This window comes from Pseudoduganella sp. jia 9, from assembly GCF_055502615.1.
This window is the reverse complement of sequence record NZ_JBUPWE010000006.1, coordinates 169,383-184,340: the sequence shown is the minus strand read 5'-3', so window position 1 is coordinate 184,340 and position 14,958 is coordinate 169,383. Positions and strand designations below refer to the sequence as shown.

The 14,958-nt window shown below is 67.2% G+C and carries 13 protein-coding genes; 9 read left to right on the top strand and 4 right to left on the bottom strand.

The window, feature by feature from the left end; all coding sequences use genetic code 11:
* Positions 1–166 precede the first annotated feature (166 nt).
* From ACY34H_RS08970 to ACY34H_RS08960, 3 genes are all read left to right on the top strand, one after another.
* Entirely contained in the window at positions 167–2,278 is a 2,112-nt protein-coding gene (locus ACY34H_RS08970) for a M1 family metallopeptidase (RefSeq protein ID WP_464977146.1), read from the top strand.
* Positions 2,275–3,159 (top strand): hypothetical protein, encoded by an 885-nt coding sequence (locus ACY34H_RS08965; RefSeq protein WP_464977145.1) that lies wholly within the window; start codon positions 2,275–2,277, stop codon positions 3,157–3,159. Before ACY34H_RS08970 ends, ACY34H_RS08965 begins: the two co-directional genes overlap by 4 nt.
* A 110-nt stretch (positions 3,160–3,269) precedes the next feature.
* Complete coding sequence (locus ACY34H_RS08960) at positions 3,270–4,064, top strand: DODA-type extradiol aromatic ring-opening family dioxygenase (RefSeq protein WP_464977144.1); 795 nt, start codon at positions 3,270–3,272, stop codon at positions 4,062–4,064.
* Between the two features lie 52 nt (positions 4,065–4,116).
* On the opposite strand, the gene ylqF is transcribed toward ACY34H_RS08960, so the two are convergent.
* Positions 4,117–5,064 (bottom strand): ribosome biogenesis GTPase YlqF, encoded by a 948-nt coding sequence (gene ylqF / locus ACY34H_RS08955; protein WP_464977143.1) that lies wholly within the window; start codon positions 5,062–5,064, stop codon positions 4,117–4,119.
* A gap of 94 nt (positions 5,065–5,158) precedes the next feature.
* On the opposite strand from ylqF, the gene ACY34H_RS08950 reads away from it, so the two are divergent.
* A complete protein-coding gene (locus tag ACY34H_RS08950; protein WP_464977142.1) occupies positions 5,159–5,854 on the top strand; it encodes a hypothetical protein in 696 nt (231 codons plus the stop codon).
* Between the two features lie 57 nt (positions 5,855–5,911).
* Here the strand turns inward: ACY34H_RS08950 and ACY34H_RS08945 are convergent, their stop codons facing one another.
* On the bottom strand, positions 5,912–6,838 hold the full coding sequence (locus ACY34H_RS08945) for a histone deacetylase family protein (protein WP_464977141.1): 927 nt from the start codon (positions 6,836–6,838) through the stop codon (positions 5,912–5,914).
* 98 nt (positions 6,839–6,936) lie between these two features.
* On the opposite strand from ACY34H_RS08945, the gene ACY34H_RS08940 reads away from it, so the two are divergent.
* The 5 genes from ACY34H_RS08940 to ACY34H_RS08920 all read left to right on the top strand — a co-directional run bounded on the left by ACY34H_RS08940 (position 6,937) and on the right by ACY34H_RS08920 (position 12,855).
* Complete coding sequence (locus tag ACY34H_RS08940; RefSeq protein ID WP_464977140.1) at positions 6,937–7,857, top strand: AAA family ATPase; 921 nt, start codon at positions 6,937–6,939, stop codon at positions 7,855–7,857.
* Between the two features lie 2 nt (positions 7,858–7,859).
* Entirely contained in the window at positions 7,860–8,837 is a 978-nt protein-coding gene (locus tag ACY34H_RS08935) for a DUF58 domain-containing protein (protein ID WP_464977139.1), read from the top strand.
* A gap of 2 nt (positions 8,838–8,839) precedes the next feature.
* On the top strand, positions 8,840–10,837 hold the full coding sequence (locus tag ACY34H_RS08930; protein WP_464977283.1) for a transglutaminase TgpA family protein: 1,998 nt from the start codon (positions 8,840–8,842) through the stop codon (positions 10,835–10,837).
* Positions 10,834–12,033, top strand: a complete 1,200-nt coding sequence (mltB, locus tag ACY34H_RS08925) for a lytic murein transglycosylase B (RefSeq protein WP_464977138.1) — start codon at positions 10,834–10,836, stop codon at positions 12,031–12,033. Before ACY34H_RS08930 ends, mltB begins: the two co-directional genes overlap by 4 nt.
* 462 nt (positions 12,034–12,495) lie before the next feature.
* A complete protein-coding gene (locus ACY34H_RS08920; RefSeq protein WP_464977137.1) occupies positions 12,496–12,855 on the top strand; it encodes a hypothetical protein in 360 nt (119 codons plus the stop codon).
* Between the two features lie 34 nt (positions 12,856–12,889).
* Here ACY34H_RS08920 and cysM read toward each other — a convergent pair whose 3' ends face one another.
* Entirely contained in the window at positions 12,890–13,792 is a 903-nt protein-coding gene (gene cysM / locus ACY34H_RS08915; RefSeq protein ID WP_464977136.1) for a cysteine synthase CysM, read from the bottom strand.
* A 76-nt stretch (positions 13,793–13,868) separates the two neighbouring features.
* Positions 13,869–14,936 (bottom strand): ABC transporter ATP-binding protein, encoded by a 1,068-nt coding sequence (locus tag ACY34H_RS08910; protein WP_464977135.1) that lies wholly within the window; start codon positions 14,934–14,936, stop codon positions 13,869–13,871.
* Positions 14,937–14,958: the final 22 nt, after the last annotated feature.

The window sequence follows — 14,958 nt, the reverse complement described above, 5'->3', positions numbered from 1 at the left end:
TTCTCGGTTGGGTCGCATGGTAAGACAAACGCCGGGAGATTACCATTTTTTGCGCCAACGTAAGTAACGTAGTGCAGCATTAAGGTTGCTTTAAGAGGCCGAATGCATTGCCATCCCGGCAGTTGGCTCGCTATAGTGGGCACATCGTCATTGCCCAAGGATCAGCATGCGCGTCCTGCACAGCCTCGTTGTTGCCGCCGCGGCAGCCGCCGTCCTGCTGGTGCCACCGGCGCCGCTGGCGCAAGGCATCCACCCCGCGGCTGCGCAGGAAATTCCCTTTGCACCGCCGCATGCCGCGGCCGTGGCCACGCCCAGCAGCCCGGGTGCCTGGGGCGGTATCCGCAGCGGCGGCGAAGCCACGCTGTCGGATCGCGTGGCGAACTACCGCATCGAAGCAACGCTCGACCCCGTCCGGCACACGATCGCCGGCCGGCAGCAGCTCAGCTGGCGCAACCGCAGCGACCGCACGGTGAACAGCGTCTACCTGCACCTGTACCTGAATGCATTCCGCAACGGCGACAGCACCTTCAACACGGAATTGCGCGCCCAGGGCCTGGCCGACGGCATGGGCGAAGGCGAATGGGGCTACATCGACCTGCGCCATGTGCGCCAGGGCGGCGCCGACGTGCCGTGGACGTTCGTGCAGCCGGACGGCGGGCCGGCCACCGACCGCACCGTGGTGCGCCTCGACCTGCCCGCCGGCGTGCCGCCCGGCGCCAGCACCACACTCGACATCGGCTTCTTCGACCAGTTGCCGCGCGTGACCGCGCGCACCGGCCACTTCGGCACGTTCCACCTGGTGGCGCAATGGTTTCCGAAGATCGGCGTGCTCGAACTGCCGGGCGAACGGGGCGCCACCGCCGTGCGCTGGAACGTGCACGAGTACCACACCGATTCCGAGTACTACGCGGACTTCGGCCACTACGACGTGAAGCTGACCGTCCCGCAGGGCTATACCGTGGGCGCCACCGGTGCCTTGCAGGGCAAGCCGGTGGCGCACGGCGGCCTGGTCACCCATCATTACGTACAGGGCGACGTACACGATTTCGCCTGGACGGCGGACAGCCGCACCGCGCCGCCGCTGCGGGCCAGGTGGACCGGGGCGGATGGCCGGAACGTCGACATCACCGTGCTGTATCCGCCCGACTACGCATCGAACGCGGCGCCGGTGCTGGAGGTGACGAAGAAATCGCTGGCGTATTTCGCCGGCAAGCTGGGGCCCTACCCTTATGACACGCTGACCGTCGTGATTCCTCCCTACAATGCCGCGCACGCGGGCAGCATGGAATACCCGACGTTCTTCACCACGGACAGCGTGCATGATCCGGCGCCCGGCTCGCGCGACCTCTACGACCTCGATTTCGTCACCGTGCATGAATTCGCCCACCAGTACCTGCAAGGCATCCTCGCCAGCAACGAGTTCGAGGAACCCATGCTGGACGAAGGCCTGAACGAATACTGGAATGCCCGCATGCTGGGCCAGCGGCCCGCGTCGCTGCCGGTGCTGGCCTCGCTGCTGCATGGCGGCGGCGCGTTCGCGTTCGGCGGTTTCCCGGGCGAGCGCTTCGATTCGCCGCTCGAGGAACCGGCCGATCCGCTGGGCGCCAATGCCTACGACCGGCTCGAAGGCGTCGGGCCGGTGTATTCGCGCACGGCCGTGATGCTGCACGACCTGCAGGCGCAACTGGGCACGGAAACGATGGACCGCGCCTTCCGCGAATACTACCGGCGCTGGCGGTTCCGGCACCCGAGCGTGGCGGACCTGCGCGAGACCATCGCCGAGGCCAGCGGCCAGCGCGCGCTGGTGGAATCCGTGTTCGCGCAACAGGTGTACGGCGCGCAGAAAGTGGATGACCGCATCGCCTCGCTGGACAGCGAGGAAGTGACGCCGCAACCCGGCTACGTCGTCCGGCAAGGAAGGAACGTGGAACTGACGGCGGAAACCGCCGCCGCAGCGGGCGGCGCATTGGCGTTCAGGACCACGGTCGTCGTGCGCCGCCGCGGTGCGGCCGTGCCGCAGACGCTGGTGGTGACCTTTGCCGACGGCGGCAGGGAAACCGTGCAGTGGAACGGCGTTGAACCATGGCGGCGCTTCGAATGGGTCAAGCCGGTGCGGGCCGTGTCGGCGCAACTGGATCCGGAGCGCCGCCACCTGCTCGACACGAACAAGCTCGACGACACGCGGACGGTGGAGCCGGACAATGGCGCCACGCGCCGCTGGACACTGGACTTCGCCGCCGCCGTGCAGGCCCTGCTCGCGCTGGTGGCGGCGATATGAATCGTCCGCCGTTGAACCGCCTGCTGGCTGCCTGCCGCGCCGCGCTGCAATGGCGCCTGCTGCTGCTGTGGCTCGCCTGCCTGCTGCTGCCGGCCGTGCTGGCATCGCTGCCCGTGTGGCTGCTGCTGTCGCCCGAGCTCGATCACTCGGTCCACGCGCCGGCGCTGGCCCGCGCGCTCGACATGGTGGCGATCACGGACCTGGGCACGGCCCTGCACCGCGAGCGCGATGCGTTGACGGCGGCCGGCACCGGCGCATTGCTCGTCACGCTGCTGCTGTCGCCATGGCTGACCGGCGCCGCCGTCACGGCCGCCCGCGCGCCGCAGGCGCCGCGCCTGCGCGAACTGCTGGCCGGCGCTGGCGAACAGTATCCGCGCATGTTCCGGATGCTGGCCTGGGCCGTGGTGCCGCTGGGCGCCGCGGCCATGCTGGGCGGCGAACTGGCCGACGCCGCGCGCCATCATGCCGACCGGGCGTTCACCTATGCCGATACGCAGCCATGGCAGGTCGCCGCGGCCACCACGGCTGTGCTGCTGGTACTGCTGGCCAACCTGACGCTCGACGCCGGCCGGGCGATGCTGGCGGCCGACCGCCGGCGCACCGGTGCCGTGCGCGCCTGGTGCGACGGCGCGCTGCTGCTGTGGCGGAGGCCAGGCGGTGCGCTGCTGGCGTGGGCGGTGCCCACGGCTGGCGGCCTTGCGCTGGCGGCAATGCTTGGCTGGGCCCGGATGCACGTGCCCGCCATCGGCGTCGCCGGCACGCTGGGCGCGCTGCTGCTGGCGCAACTGCTCGTGCTGGTGCTGGCCTGGATGCGGATGGCGCGGCTGTTCGGGCTGATATGGCTGGCGCAGCAACAGGCGGGACCGCCCAGGCTGCACTGATCCGCATCCGGACCGCCGCGAACGAATCGAACGTCAGTATCGATTTTCTGGCGGTTGCGGCGGCGTGCGGGCAGCCGTATAGTCGTCCCGTTCAAACGATGGAGCCAGGCATGTTGCCCACATATTTCCTGTCGCACGGCGGCGGCCCGTGGCCGTGGATGAAAACCGAATTCGGCGGCGCGTATGACGTGCTCGACGCGTCGCTGCGCGACCTCCCGCGACAGATCGGCGGCAAGCCAAAGGCCGTGCTGGCCGTGACGGCGCACTGGGAGGCACCGGCGTTCCAGCTATCCTCGGGCACGCAGCCCGGCATGATCTACGACTACGGCGGCTTCCCGCCCCATACGTACCAGATCCGCTACCCGGCACCGGGCTCGCCGCAACTGGCGGCCAGCGCGCGGGCGCTGCTGGAGGGAGCCGGCATCGCGGCCGGCCTGGATGCGGAACGGGGTTTCGACCACGGTACGTTCTCGGCGATGTACCCGGTATTCCCGGACGCGGATGTGCCGATCGTGCAACTGTCGCTGCAGCAAGGGCTTGATCCGCTGGCGCACCTGGAAGCAGGCCGCGCGCTGCGGCCCTTGCGGGACGAAGGAGTGCTGATCATTGGCAGCGGGCTCAGTTACCACAACCTGCGCGCCTTCAACGGCGCCGGCGCGGCCGCCTCGCACCAGTTCGATGCGTGGCTGCGGCAGGCGATGGCGCTGCCGCCGAAGGAACGCGGCATCGCGCTGATGAACTGGGAACGCGCCCCCGCCGCACGTGCCGCCCATCCGCGCGAAGAACACCTGCTGCCGCTGATGGTGGCGCTCGGCGCCGCCGAGGACGATGCCGCCAGCGTGGTCTACCACGAGGACGCGTTCATGGGTGCGCTGGCGGTCAGCAGTTTCAGGTTCGGCGGCTGAGCGGTTCGTGTCCATCATGGGGTTGACTCCATGGTGAAGCTTTACCGTCGTGTCAGGTGCCCCGCTTGCCCCGCATCCGCTCGGCCTCCTTTTCGGCGGCCTTGGCGGCGGCGGCTTCGGCCTTGATGCGTTCCTGCTCGGCGAACACGGCCAGCGCGGCGGCGCGGCTTTCCGGCGTTTCCAGCGAGATGCGGCCCAGCGCGCCGCTGCGGTAATCCTGCAGCAGCATGTGCGACGCCTTTTCGTAGTCCCAGTCGCCGCCGCGCACGCGGTAGCCGCGCTTCTGCGCGATGCCCTCGACGACGGCGATGCCGTCCATGCCATCCGTCTTGTAGCCGTAGCGGGCGGCCAGCAGTTGCGGGTAGCGCTTGAGCAGTTCGGCGGCCAGCCACTCCGCCACTTCTTCCTCGATCAGGGCATTGGCGCCGATCGCGTGGCTGGCGGCCAGTGCCAGGCCGTCGCTCGGCATCTCGATCTTCGGCCACAGCAGGCCGGGGGTATCGATGATCGCCGTGTTCATGTCCAGGTAGATCTTCTGCTGGGTCTTCGTCACGGCCGGCTCGTCGCCCACCTTCGCAACGCGGCGCTTCAGCAGCGCATTCATCAGCGTGGACTTGCCCACGTTCGGGATCCCCATGATCATCATCCGCAGCGGCTTGGTCGGCACGCCGCGGTGCGGCGCCAGCGCGCGCGCCTTGTCGATCACCTTCGCCACGTCGGACGGCTTCTTGGTAGTCATCGCGTACGCGGTCACCGTGCTGTCCTGCTCGAAGTGGCGGATCCATGCATTGGTGGCGTCCGGATCGGCCAGGTCGATCTTGTTCAGCACCTTCAGGCACGGCTTGGAGCGGAACTTGCGCAGTTCCTCGACCAGCGGATTGGTGCTGGCCTGCGGCAGGCGCGCATCGACGACTTCGATGACGACGTCGACGTCGGCCATCTGTTCGGCCGCCTTTTTCTTGGCGGCGTTCATGTGCCCCGGGAACCATTGAATGGCCATGCTGTTACCTTCTGTATGTCTGGAACAATCCGCTATTTTACCGGCACTGCCGCTGCTGTTACCATCGGCGTTTTGCCCCACCGTTGTGCCTGCCATGAAATTCCCGTCCTTCTTCCCCGCCTGCCTGGCGTTCATTGCCATTTCCGCATCGGCGCAACCCGTCGTCGAAGTCAGCAACGTGCGCGACCCGGAACTGAAAGCCTATGCGACGATGGCCAAGGGCCTCGACGCGTTCGACGCCAGCCGCGCCCAGGCGCCGCGCGGCACGCTGCGCTTCCTGCTGCGCCCCGCCACCCGCGAAGACAGCCTGGAAGGGCTGGAGCTGAAGATCGTCGGCGATGCCGTCACGCTGCCGGTGCGCGTCGATGCCGATGGCGGCTTCACGCTGCCGCGCAGCGCCGCGGCGCTGCACGACAAGGCGGAACTGGTACTGAACAGGAAAAGGAATTCGTTCCGCTGGCGCCCGGAAGTACGCAGCCCCGGTGTACCGGCCGATGCGCGGCGCCTCGGCGACCTGCGCGTGCAATGCGCGGTGCAGTGGGCGATCGAACAGGAAGACCTGCCGCCGCAGGCGCGCGGCGCGCTGTCGGCCGGCGGCGGACCATGCCGCGCGATGACGATGCACATGGGCTTCGATGCACCGGCGCCGCTGCGCGCGGCGTGGCTGCAGGATGGCGAACGCCGCGAACCGATTCCCGTCAGCCGCCACTACCGCCGCGTGTTCAATCCACCGCTGGCCGACCGCTCGTGGAGCGACGACACGCTGGTGCGCTTCGAGTACGCGCGCTGAGCCGCATGACCGGCCCTGTCGCAGGTTCCGGACGCATTCCACCGCGGCGGCGCACTGCTATATCTCGGCCAGCGCCTTCACGTGCGCCACGACGCTGCGCCCCAGCGCCGACAGGTTGTAGCCGCCTTCCAGGCAGCTGACGATACGGCCCTGCGCATAGCGCCTGGCGATGTCCATCACCTGCTCCGTCATCCACGCGTAATCGGCTTCGACCAGGCCCATGCCGGCCAGGTCGTCCTCGCGGTGGGCGTCGAAGCCGGCCGAGATGAAGATCATCTCCGGCCTGAACGCGTGCAGCGCCGGCAGCCACTGGTCCTGCACCAGCTGGCGTACCACGTCGCCCTTCGTGCCGGCCGGTACCGGTACGTTGATGCGGTTCGGCGTGACCGGCTGCGGATCGGTGTACGGGTACAGCGGATGCTGGAAGAAGCTGGCCATCAGCACGCGCGGCTCGTCGCGAAACGCCTCTTCGGTGCCGTTGCCGTGGTGGACGTCGAAATCGATGATCGCCACCCGGCGCAGGCCGCGCGCATCGAGCGCGTGGCGCGCGGCCACCGCCACGTTGTTGAACACGCAAAAGCCCATCGGCACCGACGGCCGCGCGTGGTGGCCGGGCGGGCGCACCGCGCAGAACGCGTTGTCGATGGCGCCGTCGATGACGGCATCGGTGGCCGCCACCGCCGCGCCCGCGGCGCGCAGCGCGGCCGTGTAGCTGTGGCGGTTCAGCGACGTGTCGCCGTCGATCGGATAGTAATCGTCGCCAACGTGGGGCTGGCTTTGCGCGATGGCGATCGCGTTCGGCGTGTGATTGCGCGCGATCGCGGCGAGGTCCGCCAGCGGCGCCTCGCGGTGGTCGAGCAGGCCGTCGATGTGGGCGTTGATCAGCTGGTCCGCGATGGCTTGCAGCCGCGCGGGGCACTCGGGATGCCATTCGCCCATTTCATGACGCAGGCAGTCGGGATGGCTGTAGATGGCTGTAGTCACAGGTTTCTTTGCTGCATCATTCTTTACTGCATCATTTACGGTACATCGTTTTCCATGCAGGGTAGAATGACCCGCATCAGGGCCAACTATAACAGACCATGTATACGAAATTGCACGCCGTCGCGCGCCAGGTCGGCAGCCTCATCGTCGGCAAGGACGTGCAGATCCGCCAGTCGCTGGCTTGCCTGCTGGCCGGCGGCCACCTGCTGCTGGAAGACGTGCCCGGTGTCGGCAAGACCACGCTGTCGCATGCGCTGGCGCTGTCGCTCGGCCTGCAATTCAATCGCGTCCAGTTTACCAGCGACCTGCTGCCGGCCGACGTGGCCGGCATATCCGTCTACGAGCGCGAAAAGAACGGTTTTGCGTTCCATCCGGGCCCGATCTTCACGCAGGTGCTGCTGGCGGACGAAATCAACCGCGCCACGCCGAAAACCCAGTCCGGCCTGCTGGAGGCGATGGAGGAGCGGCAGGTCACGGCCGACGGCGTCACGCGCGCGCTGCCCGAGCCGTTCTTCGTGATCGCCACGCAGAATCCTACCCACCAGATCGGCACGTTCCCGCTGCCCGAATCGCAGCTGGACCGCTTCCTGATGTGCATCTCGCTGGGCTACCCCGATCCCGCCGCCGAGCGCGCGCTGCTGATGGGCGAAGACCGCCGCAGCATGCTGAAATCGCTCGCACCGGCGATGGCGCCGGCCGAACTGGCGGCGGCGCAGCGCGGCCTGCGCGCGATCCACGCGTCGGCCGCGCTGATCGATTACGTGCATGCGCTGGTGCTGGCCTCGCGCGGCAACGGTTCGTTCGCCGAGGGCCTGAGCCCGCGGGCGGCGCTGGCGCTGCTGCAGGCTGCGCGTGCGTGGGCGGCGCTGGAAGGGCGCGACCACGTGATCCCGGAAGACGTGCAGGCCGTGCTGGTACCCGTGTGCGCGCACCGCCTGCGGCCGGTGAAATCGAGCCAGGGCGTGGCGCTGGCCAGCCGCGAACTGGTGCTGCAATTGCAGAAATCGGTCCCGGTCTAGCGATGCTCGAAGCGTTCTGGCGCCGCGTATTCCGGTTCGAACGCCGCAAGGCGCGCGACGGCGAAGTGGTGCTGACGCTGCGCCGCGTGTATATCCTGCCGGCCCGTGCCGGGCTGGCATTTGCCGTGCTGCTGGTGCTGATGCTGATCGGCGCCACCAATTACGCGCTGGGCCTGGGCTTCGCGCTGACGTTCCTGGCCGCCTCGTGCGCCATGGCCGACATGGTGCTCACCGTGAAGAACCTGGCCGGCCTGCGCCTGGCCGGCGGGCGCGCGGCCCCCGTGTTTGCCGGCGATGCCGCGCAGTTCGACATCCACCTGCACAATGCCGGAACGACCGACCGCCATGCGATCCGCCTGCGCTTCGGCAGCGCCGGCGCCGCCGAGCATGCGGCGGACGTGCCGGCGCAGGGCAGCGCCACCGTGGCGCTGGCCGTTCCGGCCCCGGAAAGGGGCTGGCTGCGCGCACCGCGCGTCCACCTCGAAACCCGTTTCCCGCTCGGCCTGTTCCGCGCCTGGAGCTGGTGGCAGCCCGACCTGCGCGTGCTGGTCTATCCGCATCCCGAATCGCCGGCGCAGCCGCTGCCGGTGCGCGGCGCCGCCAGCGAAGAAGGTCATGGCGAGGTGGGCCTGGACAATTTCGCCGGGATCCGCAGCTACCAGCCGGGCGACCCGATGCGGCACCTGGCATGGCGGCAGATCGCCCGCCTGGCGCCTGAGGACGGCGGCCAGCTCGTCACCAAGCATTTCGAAGGCGGCGCGGTGGCCGAACTGGTGCTCGATTTCGCCCGGCTGCCGCCGCAGCTGGACCTGGAACTGCGCCTGGCGCGCATGACGCGCTGGGTGCTGGATGCGGAACAGCGCGCGCTGCCCTACTCGTTCCGGCTCGGCGGCTACCGCTATCCGGCCGGCCTGGGCGATGCGCACCGCGCCGCGTGCCTGCAGGCGCTGGCGCTGTACGGGCGCGAGGGGCCGCCGTGAAGATGTTCGCGTCCCTCGCCTCCGCCCCGCTCACACGCGACAAGCAGGATACGCTGCTGCTGGTGGCCGCGGCGCTGCTGGTCGTCGCACCGCACTTCGGCCACCTGCCGTGGTGGATCGCCGGCACCGTCTGCGTCACGCTGCTGTGGCGCGTGCTGCTCACGCTGCGCGGCCGGCGCCTGCCACCCGTGTGGCTGCTGCTGCCGGTCGCGCTGATCGCGATGGGCGGCGTGTTCCAGACCTATGGCACGCTGCTCGGTACCGACCCCGGCGTGGCGATGCTGGCACTGCTGCTGGCGTTCAAGCTGCTGGAAATGCATGCCAAGCGCGACCTGTATGTGGTGCTGTTCCTCGGCTTTTTCCTGATGCTGACGAACTTCTTTTATTCGCAGAGCATGCTGACCGGGCTGGCGATGGCCGCCACGCTGGTCGTGCTGCTGACCGTCCAGCTCACGTTCCAGTACACCGGCACCGTGCCATCGCTGGGCCGGCGCCTGCGCCTGGCCGGCAAGATGTTCGCACTGGCCGTGCCGCTGGCGGCCGCGCTGTTCGTGCTGTTCCCGCGCTTCGAAGGGCCGCTGTGGGGCAGGCCGGACGAGGCCCGGGGTCCGCGCAGCGGCCTGTCCGACACGATGGCGCCCGGCACGATGACGAACCTGGCGCTGTCGGAAGAGCTGGCGTTCCGGGTTCGCTTCGACGGCGCGCCGCCGGCGCAGAACCGGCTGTACTGGCGCGGCGTGGTGCTCAGCCACTACGACGGCCGCACCTGGACCCGCATCGGCGGACGGCTGTACCGCCGCGACGGCGATGCAATGACGCTGCGCGTGGGTGGCACGCCGGCGCCCTACGAAGTGACGCTGGAACCGAGCCAGCGGCGCTGGCTGTTCACGCTGGAACTGACACCCCCGGCGCTGGACGTGCCGGGCGAACGGGTCGCCGTTTCCGACGAACTGGAAAGCTTCACGGTACGGCCGATGCACCAGCGCGTGCGCTATCGGGCGGCGGCCTATGCCGACTATGCGGTACAGCCGGCGCTCGATCCCGCCCTGACGGGCAAGTGGCTGCAACTGCCGGCGGGCTTCAATCCGCTGGCACGGCAACTGGCCCGCCAGTTGCGCGCGGCAGCCGGCAAGGACGATGCGCGCGTCGCCGCGGAGGTACTGCTGCTGCTGCGCGAGCAGCGCTTCGTCTACACGCTGCAGCCGCCGCTGCTGGGCCGCGATTCGATCGACGAATTCCTGTTCGTCACCCGCCAGGGCTTTTGCGAACACTACGCCGGTGCCTTCGTGTTCCTGATGCGGGCCGCCGGCATCCCGGCCCGCGTGGTCACGGGCTACCAGGGCGGCGAAGTGAATCCGGTCGACGGCTACATGACGGTGCGCCAGTCGGACGCCCATGCCTGGGCCGAGGTCTGGCTGAAGGACCGGGGCTGGATCCGGGTCGACCCCACCGCGGCCGTGGCGCCGGACCGGGTGCGGCTCGGCATCGGCGGCGCGCTGCCGCGCGAAGCGCCGTTCGGGCTCTCGGCTTTCCGGAACGACAAGGATTCGTGGCTTGCGCGCCTCCGTTTCCATGTGAATGCCGCAAATAATGCCTGGAATCAATGGGTGCTGGATTACAATCCGGAACGGCAGCGGAATTTCCTTGCGGAACTATCCTGGCTTGCCGGCGACTGGCGCACGCTGGCCATCCTGCCGGCATTGCTGGTGCTGGGCTGGCTGTGGCGCCTGCTTCGTGCGCGGCGGCGGCGCGATCCCGTGCAGACTGCGTGGGATCGGTTCGCCGTGCTGCTGGCGCGCCACGGCATCGCGCGCACGCCCGACGAGGGCCCGCACAGCCTGGCCCGCCGCGTGGCGGTACTGGCCCTGCCGGACGAAAAAAAGGCCGCGATGGCCGAATTCCTGGAACTGTATGCGGCGCTGCGCTACCGCGCGCTGGATGACGATGAACGACACCGGTCGGCCCGCCGGCTGGCTAAATTGCTGAGCCTGTCACGATGAAAACCCTGGTTACATTAATGCTGGCGGCAACCGTTGCCACCACCTCCCTGCTTCCGGCCGAACTGCTGGCCGCTCCGGCGCAATCCACCGAATCGGCCAAGTCCGCCGAGGCCAACAAGACCGACAAGGCCAGGAAGGCCAGGCCGGTGAAGAAAGCCGGCAAGAAGAAAGCTGTAAAGAAGAAAGTTGCGAAGAAGGTTGCGGCCGTGGCGGCTCCGGCGAGCAACTACTACACGGGCGAGTTCGTCGACTTCGGGCAATGGAAGGAAGTGCAGGCCTTCATGGACGACATGGTGGCGCGGCATGGCTTCACCCGCGCCGAGCTGGACACCCTGATGGGCAATGTGCGCTTCCTCGATTCGGTGGTGCAGCTGGTGAAGCCGGCACCGCCGGGCAAGCCGAAGAACTGGGCCGTGTACAGCAGCCGCTTCATCGAACCGATCCGCATCGCGGCCGGCGTCCGTTTCTGGAACGAGCATGCCGATACGCTGGCGCGCGCCGAGGCGCTGTACGGCGTGCCGGCCGAGATCCTGGCCGGCGTGATCGGCGTGGAAACGATCTACGGGCGCGACACGGGGCGCTTCCGTGTCGTCGATACGCTGACGACGCTGGCCTTCGCCTACCCGGTGGCGCCGAATCGCGACGCGCGGATGACCTTCTTCCGCGGCGAACTGGAAGCCACGCTGCTGTATGCCCGCCAGACGGGCATCGATCCGCTGTCGCTGCAGGGCTCGTTTGCCGGCGCCGTCGGCCTGCCCCAATTCATGCCCAGCAATATCCTGAAATACGCCGTGGACTTCGACGGCGACGGCCATGTCGACCTGCGCAATTCCCCGGCGGATGCAATCGGCAGCGTGGCCTCGTTCCTGGTCGGCCATGGCTGGCAGCGCGACCAGGCCGGCCCGATCGTATTCCCCGCCACCGTATCGCCCGCGCGCGAGTGGGAACGTTACGCCGATGGCGGCCTGGAAGCGAAATTCCATCCCGAAGACTTGATGGCGGCGGGCATCGTCACCACTTCCTCATTACCGCCAGGCATGCTGTATGGTCTGGTGGATTTGCAGAACGGCTCGGAGCCGACTGAATACTGGGTAGCCAGCAATAATTTTTACACGATCACGCAGTACAACCGCAGCTACTTCTATGCGATGTCCGTCGTGGAACTGGGCCGCGCCATCCGGCTGGCACGCCAGTAGGACTGGCCGGAGAGCGGCCGGCAAGGTCGACTCGTTAGAAGCAATGCGCGGTGTAAAGATGCGTAATGGAACTTGAGTTCAACGTTGCTGGAATGTAACGTATTGGCAACGCGTCGAACACAGTTGCTTCCATGGCAGCATTGGTGATAAGTTTTATATTACACTTAAAATTGTATGATTGACAAAGCCGCGCTTGGTCAATGCTTTTATCTACCACACAAACTACGGTAGAATTCTCTCCAATTGTTGCGATACGACAACGACGTCATCAATGAGTAATATTTTTTTATTGCTCATGAGTATGAGATTGCATGATGTTGTACAATTGTGTATATATTATGAAACTTGTTATCCCGGAATCGTGTGTCGATCGTTCCTCGGCGAAGAGAAACTTCAACGCGCAGCATGAGCTCCGAGTGATTCACTTTGCAGGACAAACTTTACAGAAGGAACAGACGCATCATGACAAACCAAGTCGGCATTGATATGAACAACGATTCGGACGGCGATGATCTGCTGCAGTACAACCCGAACCGTCTGCTGGATACGCTGATCGAAAACCTGCGCCTGAAAAACGACGCAGCGCTGTCCCGCGCACTCGAGGTTGCACCGCCGGTCATCAGCAAGATCCGCCACCACCGCCTGCCGGTCGGCGCTTCGCTGCTGATCCGCATGCACGAGGTGAGCGACCTGTCGATCCGCGACCTGCGCTACCTGATGGGCGACCGCCGCAACAAATTCCGCATCAGCGACAAGCAGTTCAAGCCGAAGGAAGGCGAAACGCCAGCGGCAAACAATAACAACAACAGCAACAACAGCTGAGTGTAAAAAAAGCCGGGATATCCCGGCTTTTTCATTATGCGGGAAACACGCCGGTCGACAGGTAGCGGTCGCCGCGGTCGCAGACGATGAACACGATCGTCGCGTTCTCCACGGTTTGCGAGATGCGCAGTGCGATTTCGCAGGCGCCGGCCGCCGAAATACCGCAGAAAATGCCCTCTTCCGCCGCGAGCCGGCGCGCCATGCGTTCGGCCGCCGCCTGCGACACGGATTCGATCTGGTCGACCCTGGCCTTGTCGAAGATTTTCGGCAGGTAGGCTTCCGGCCACTTGCGGATGCCCGGGATCGACGAGCCGTCTTCCGGCTGGGCGCCGATGATGCGCACGTCCGGGTTTTGCTCCTTCAGGTATTGCGACACGCCCATGATGGTGCCGGTGGTGCCCATCGCCGACACGAAGTGCGTGATCCTGCCTTCCGTGTCGCGCCAGATTTCCGGGCCGGTCGATTCATAGTGGGCGCGCGGATTGTCGCCATTGGCGAACTGGTCGAGAATGATGCCCTTGCCGTCGCGCTGCATCTGCTCGGCCAGGTCGCGTGCGTATTCCATGCCGCCCGTCTTCGGCGTCAGCACGATCTGCGCACCGTACGCGGCCATGCTCTGGCGACGCTCCTCGGACAGGTTTTCCGGCATCAGCAGCAGCATCTTGTAGCCGCGGATCGCCGCCGCCATCGCCAGCGCGATGCCGGTGTTGCCGCTGGTGGCCTCGATCAGCGTATCGCCCGGCTTGATGTCGCCACGCTCTTCGGCCCGGCGCAGCATCGACATCGCCGCCCGGTCCTTCACGGAACCGGCCGGATTGTCGCCTTCCAGCTTGCCCAGGATGATATTGTTGCGCGCCGCCGCTTCCGCGCCCGGCAGGCGCACCAGCTGGACCAGCGGCGTGTTGCCGATCGTATCGGCAATGGTTTTGTATGCCATGCGTTAGCTTCTTTTCTTCACCAAAACAACCATTCTAGCCCGGTTGCCGCTTGGCCGCTCGCCGCTGCCCGGCGCTTCAGCGCCGCGCCTTGCCGTCGCTGTCGAACAGGTGCCAGCACTGCGGCGCGGCACCGAGAAAGGCGCGCTGGCCGGGGTGCCAGGCGCTGTTGCTGTCGGCGCGGGCGACCAGCGCTTCGCCGGAGCTTTCCGTTTGCAGGTAGACATAGCTGAAGTCGCCCAGCAGTTCGACGTTGCGCACCACGGCGGCGACACCTTCGCCGCTGTCGCCCAGCACCACGTGCTCGGAACGCAGGCCCAGCGTGACGGGCGCCCCCGGAGCCAGCCCGGCGGCGGACGGCGGCGCGACGGTGCCGCCGGCGGCCAGCGCGACGGCACCGTTGCCGTCGGCCGCGCCGCGCAGGAAATTCATCGCCGGGGAACCCATGAAGCCGGCGACGAACACGTTATCGGGCCGGTTGTACAGCTCCAGCGGCGCGCCCACCTGCTCGACCTTCCCGCCGCGCAGCACCACGATCCGGTCGGCCAGGGTCATGGCCTCGACCTGGTCGTGCGTCACGTAGATCATGGTGCTCTTCAGCGTGCGGTGCAGGTGCTTCAGTTCGATGCGCATCTGCACGCGCAGCGCCGCGTCCAGGTTCGACAGCGGTTCGTCGAACAGGAATACTTCCGGGTGCCGCACGATCGCGCGGCCGATCGCCACGCGCTGGCGCTGCCCGCCGGACAATTCCTTCGGCTTGCGTTCCAGCAGCGCCTCGATGCGCAGGCTGGCGGCGGCGGCCAGCACCTTGTCGCGGATCGTGGCCGCCGGCGTGCCGGCCAGCTTCAGCGCGAACGCCATGTTCTCGTACACGGTCATGTGCGGGTACAGCGCGTAGCTCTGGAACACCATCGCGATGCCGCGCTGCGCCGGCGGCACGTTCGTCATGTCGCGGCCGCCGATGGCGATCGTGCCGTCGTCCGGTTCCTCCAGCCCGCAGATGGTGCGCAGCAGCGTCGACTTGCCGCAGCCGGACGGCCCGACGAACACGACGAATTCACCGTCGCCGATGTCCAGGTCGATCCCGTGCAGGATGGTGGTTTCCCCAAACCGCTTGCGCACGCCGCGAATCTTCAGTTCCGCCATGTGTTTCGCTCCTCGATCAGTT

Excerpts from the sequence above, each read along its gene's own strand:
- ACY34H_RS08970 (WP_464977146.1), top strand. The coding sequence starts at position 167 with ATGCGCGTCCTGCACAGCCTCGTTGTTGCCGCCGCGGCAGCCGCCGTC.
- ACY34H_RS08965 (WP_464977145.1), top strand. The coding sequence starts at position 2,275 with ATGAATCGTCCGCCGTTGAACCGCCTGCTGGCTGCCTGCCGCGCCGCG.
- ACY34H_RS08960 (WP_464977144.1), top strand. The coding sequence starts at position 3,270 with ATGTTGCCCACATATTTCCTGTCGCACGGCGGCGGCCCGTGGCCGTGG.
- ylqF (WP_464977143.1), bottom strand. The coding sequence starts at position 5,064 with ATGGCCATTCAATGGTTCCCGGGGCACATGAACGCCGCCAAGAAAAAG.
- ACY34H_RS08950 (WP_464977142.1), top strand. The coding sequence starts at position 5,159 with ATGAAATTCCCGTCCTTCTTCCCCGCCTGCCTGGCGTTCATTGCCATT.
- ACY34H_RS08940 (WP_464977140.1), top strand. The coding sequence starts at position 6,937 with ATGTATACGAAATTGCACGCCGTCGCGCGCCAGGTCGGCAGCCTCATC.
- ACY34H_RS08935 (WP_464977139.1), top strand. The coding sequence starts at position 7,860 with ATGCTCGAAGCGTTCTGGCGCCGCGTATTCCGGTTCGAACGCCGCAAG.
- ACY34H_RS08930 (WP_464977283.1), top strand. The coding sequence starts at position 8,840 with ATGTTCGCGTCCCTCGCCTCCGCCCCGCTCACACGCGACAAGCAGGAT.
- mltB (WP_464977138.1), top strand. The coding sequence starts at position 10,834 with ATGAAAACCCTGGTTACATTAATGCTGGCGGCAACCGTTGCCACCACC.
- ACY34H_RS08920 (WP_464977137.1), top strand. The coding sequence starts at position 12,496 with ATGACAAACCAAGTCGGCATTGATATGAACAACGATTCGGACGGCGAT.
- cysM (WP_464977136.1), bottom strand. The coding sequence starts at position 13,792 with ATGGCATACAAAACCATTGCCGATACGATCGGCAACACGCCGCTGGTC.
- ACY34H_RS08910 (WP_464977135.1), bottom strand. The coding sequence starts at position 14,936 with ATGGCGGAACTGAAGATTCGCGGCGTGCGCAAGCGGTTTGGGGAAACC.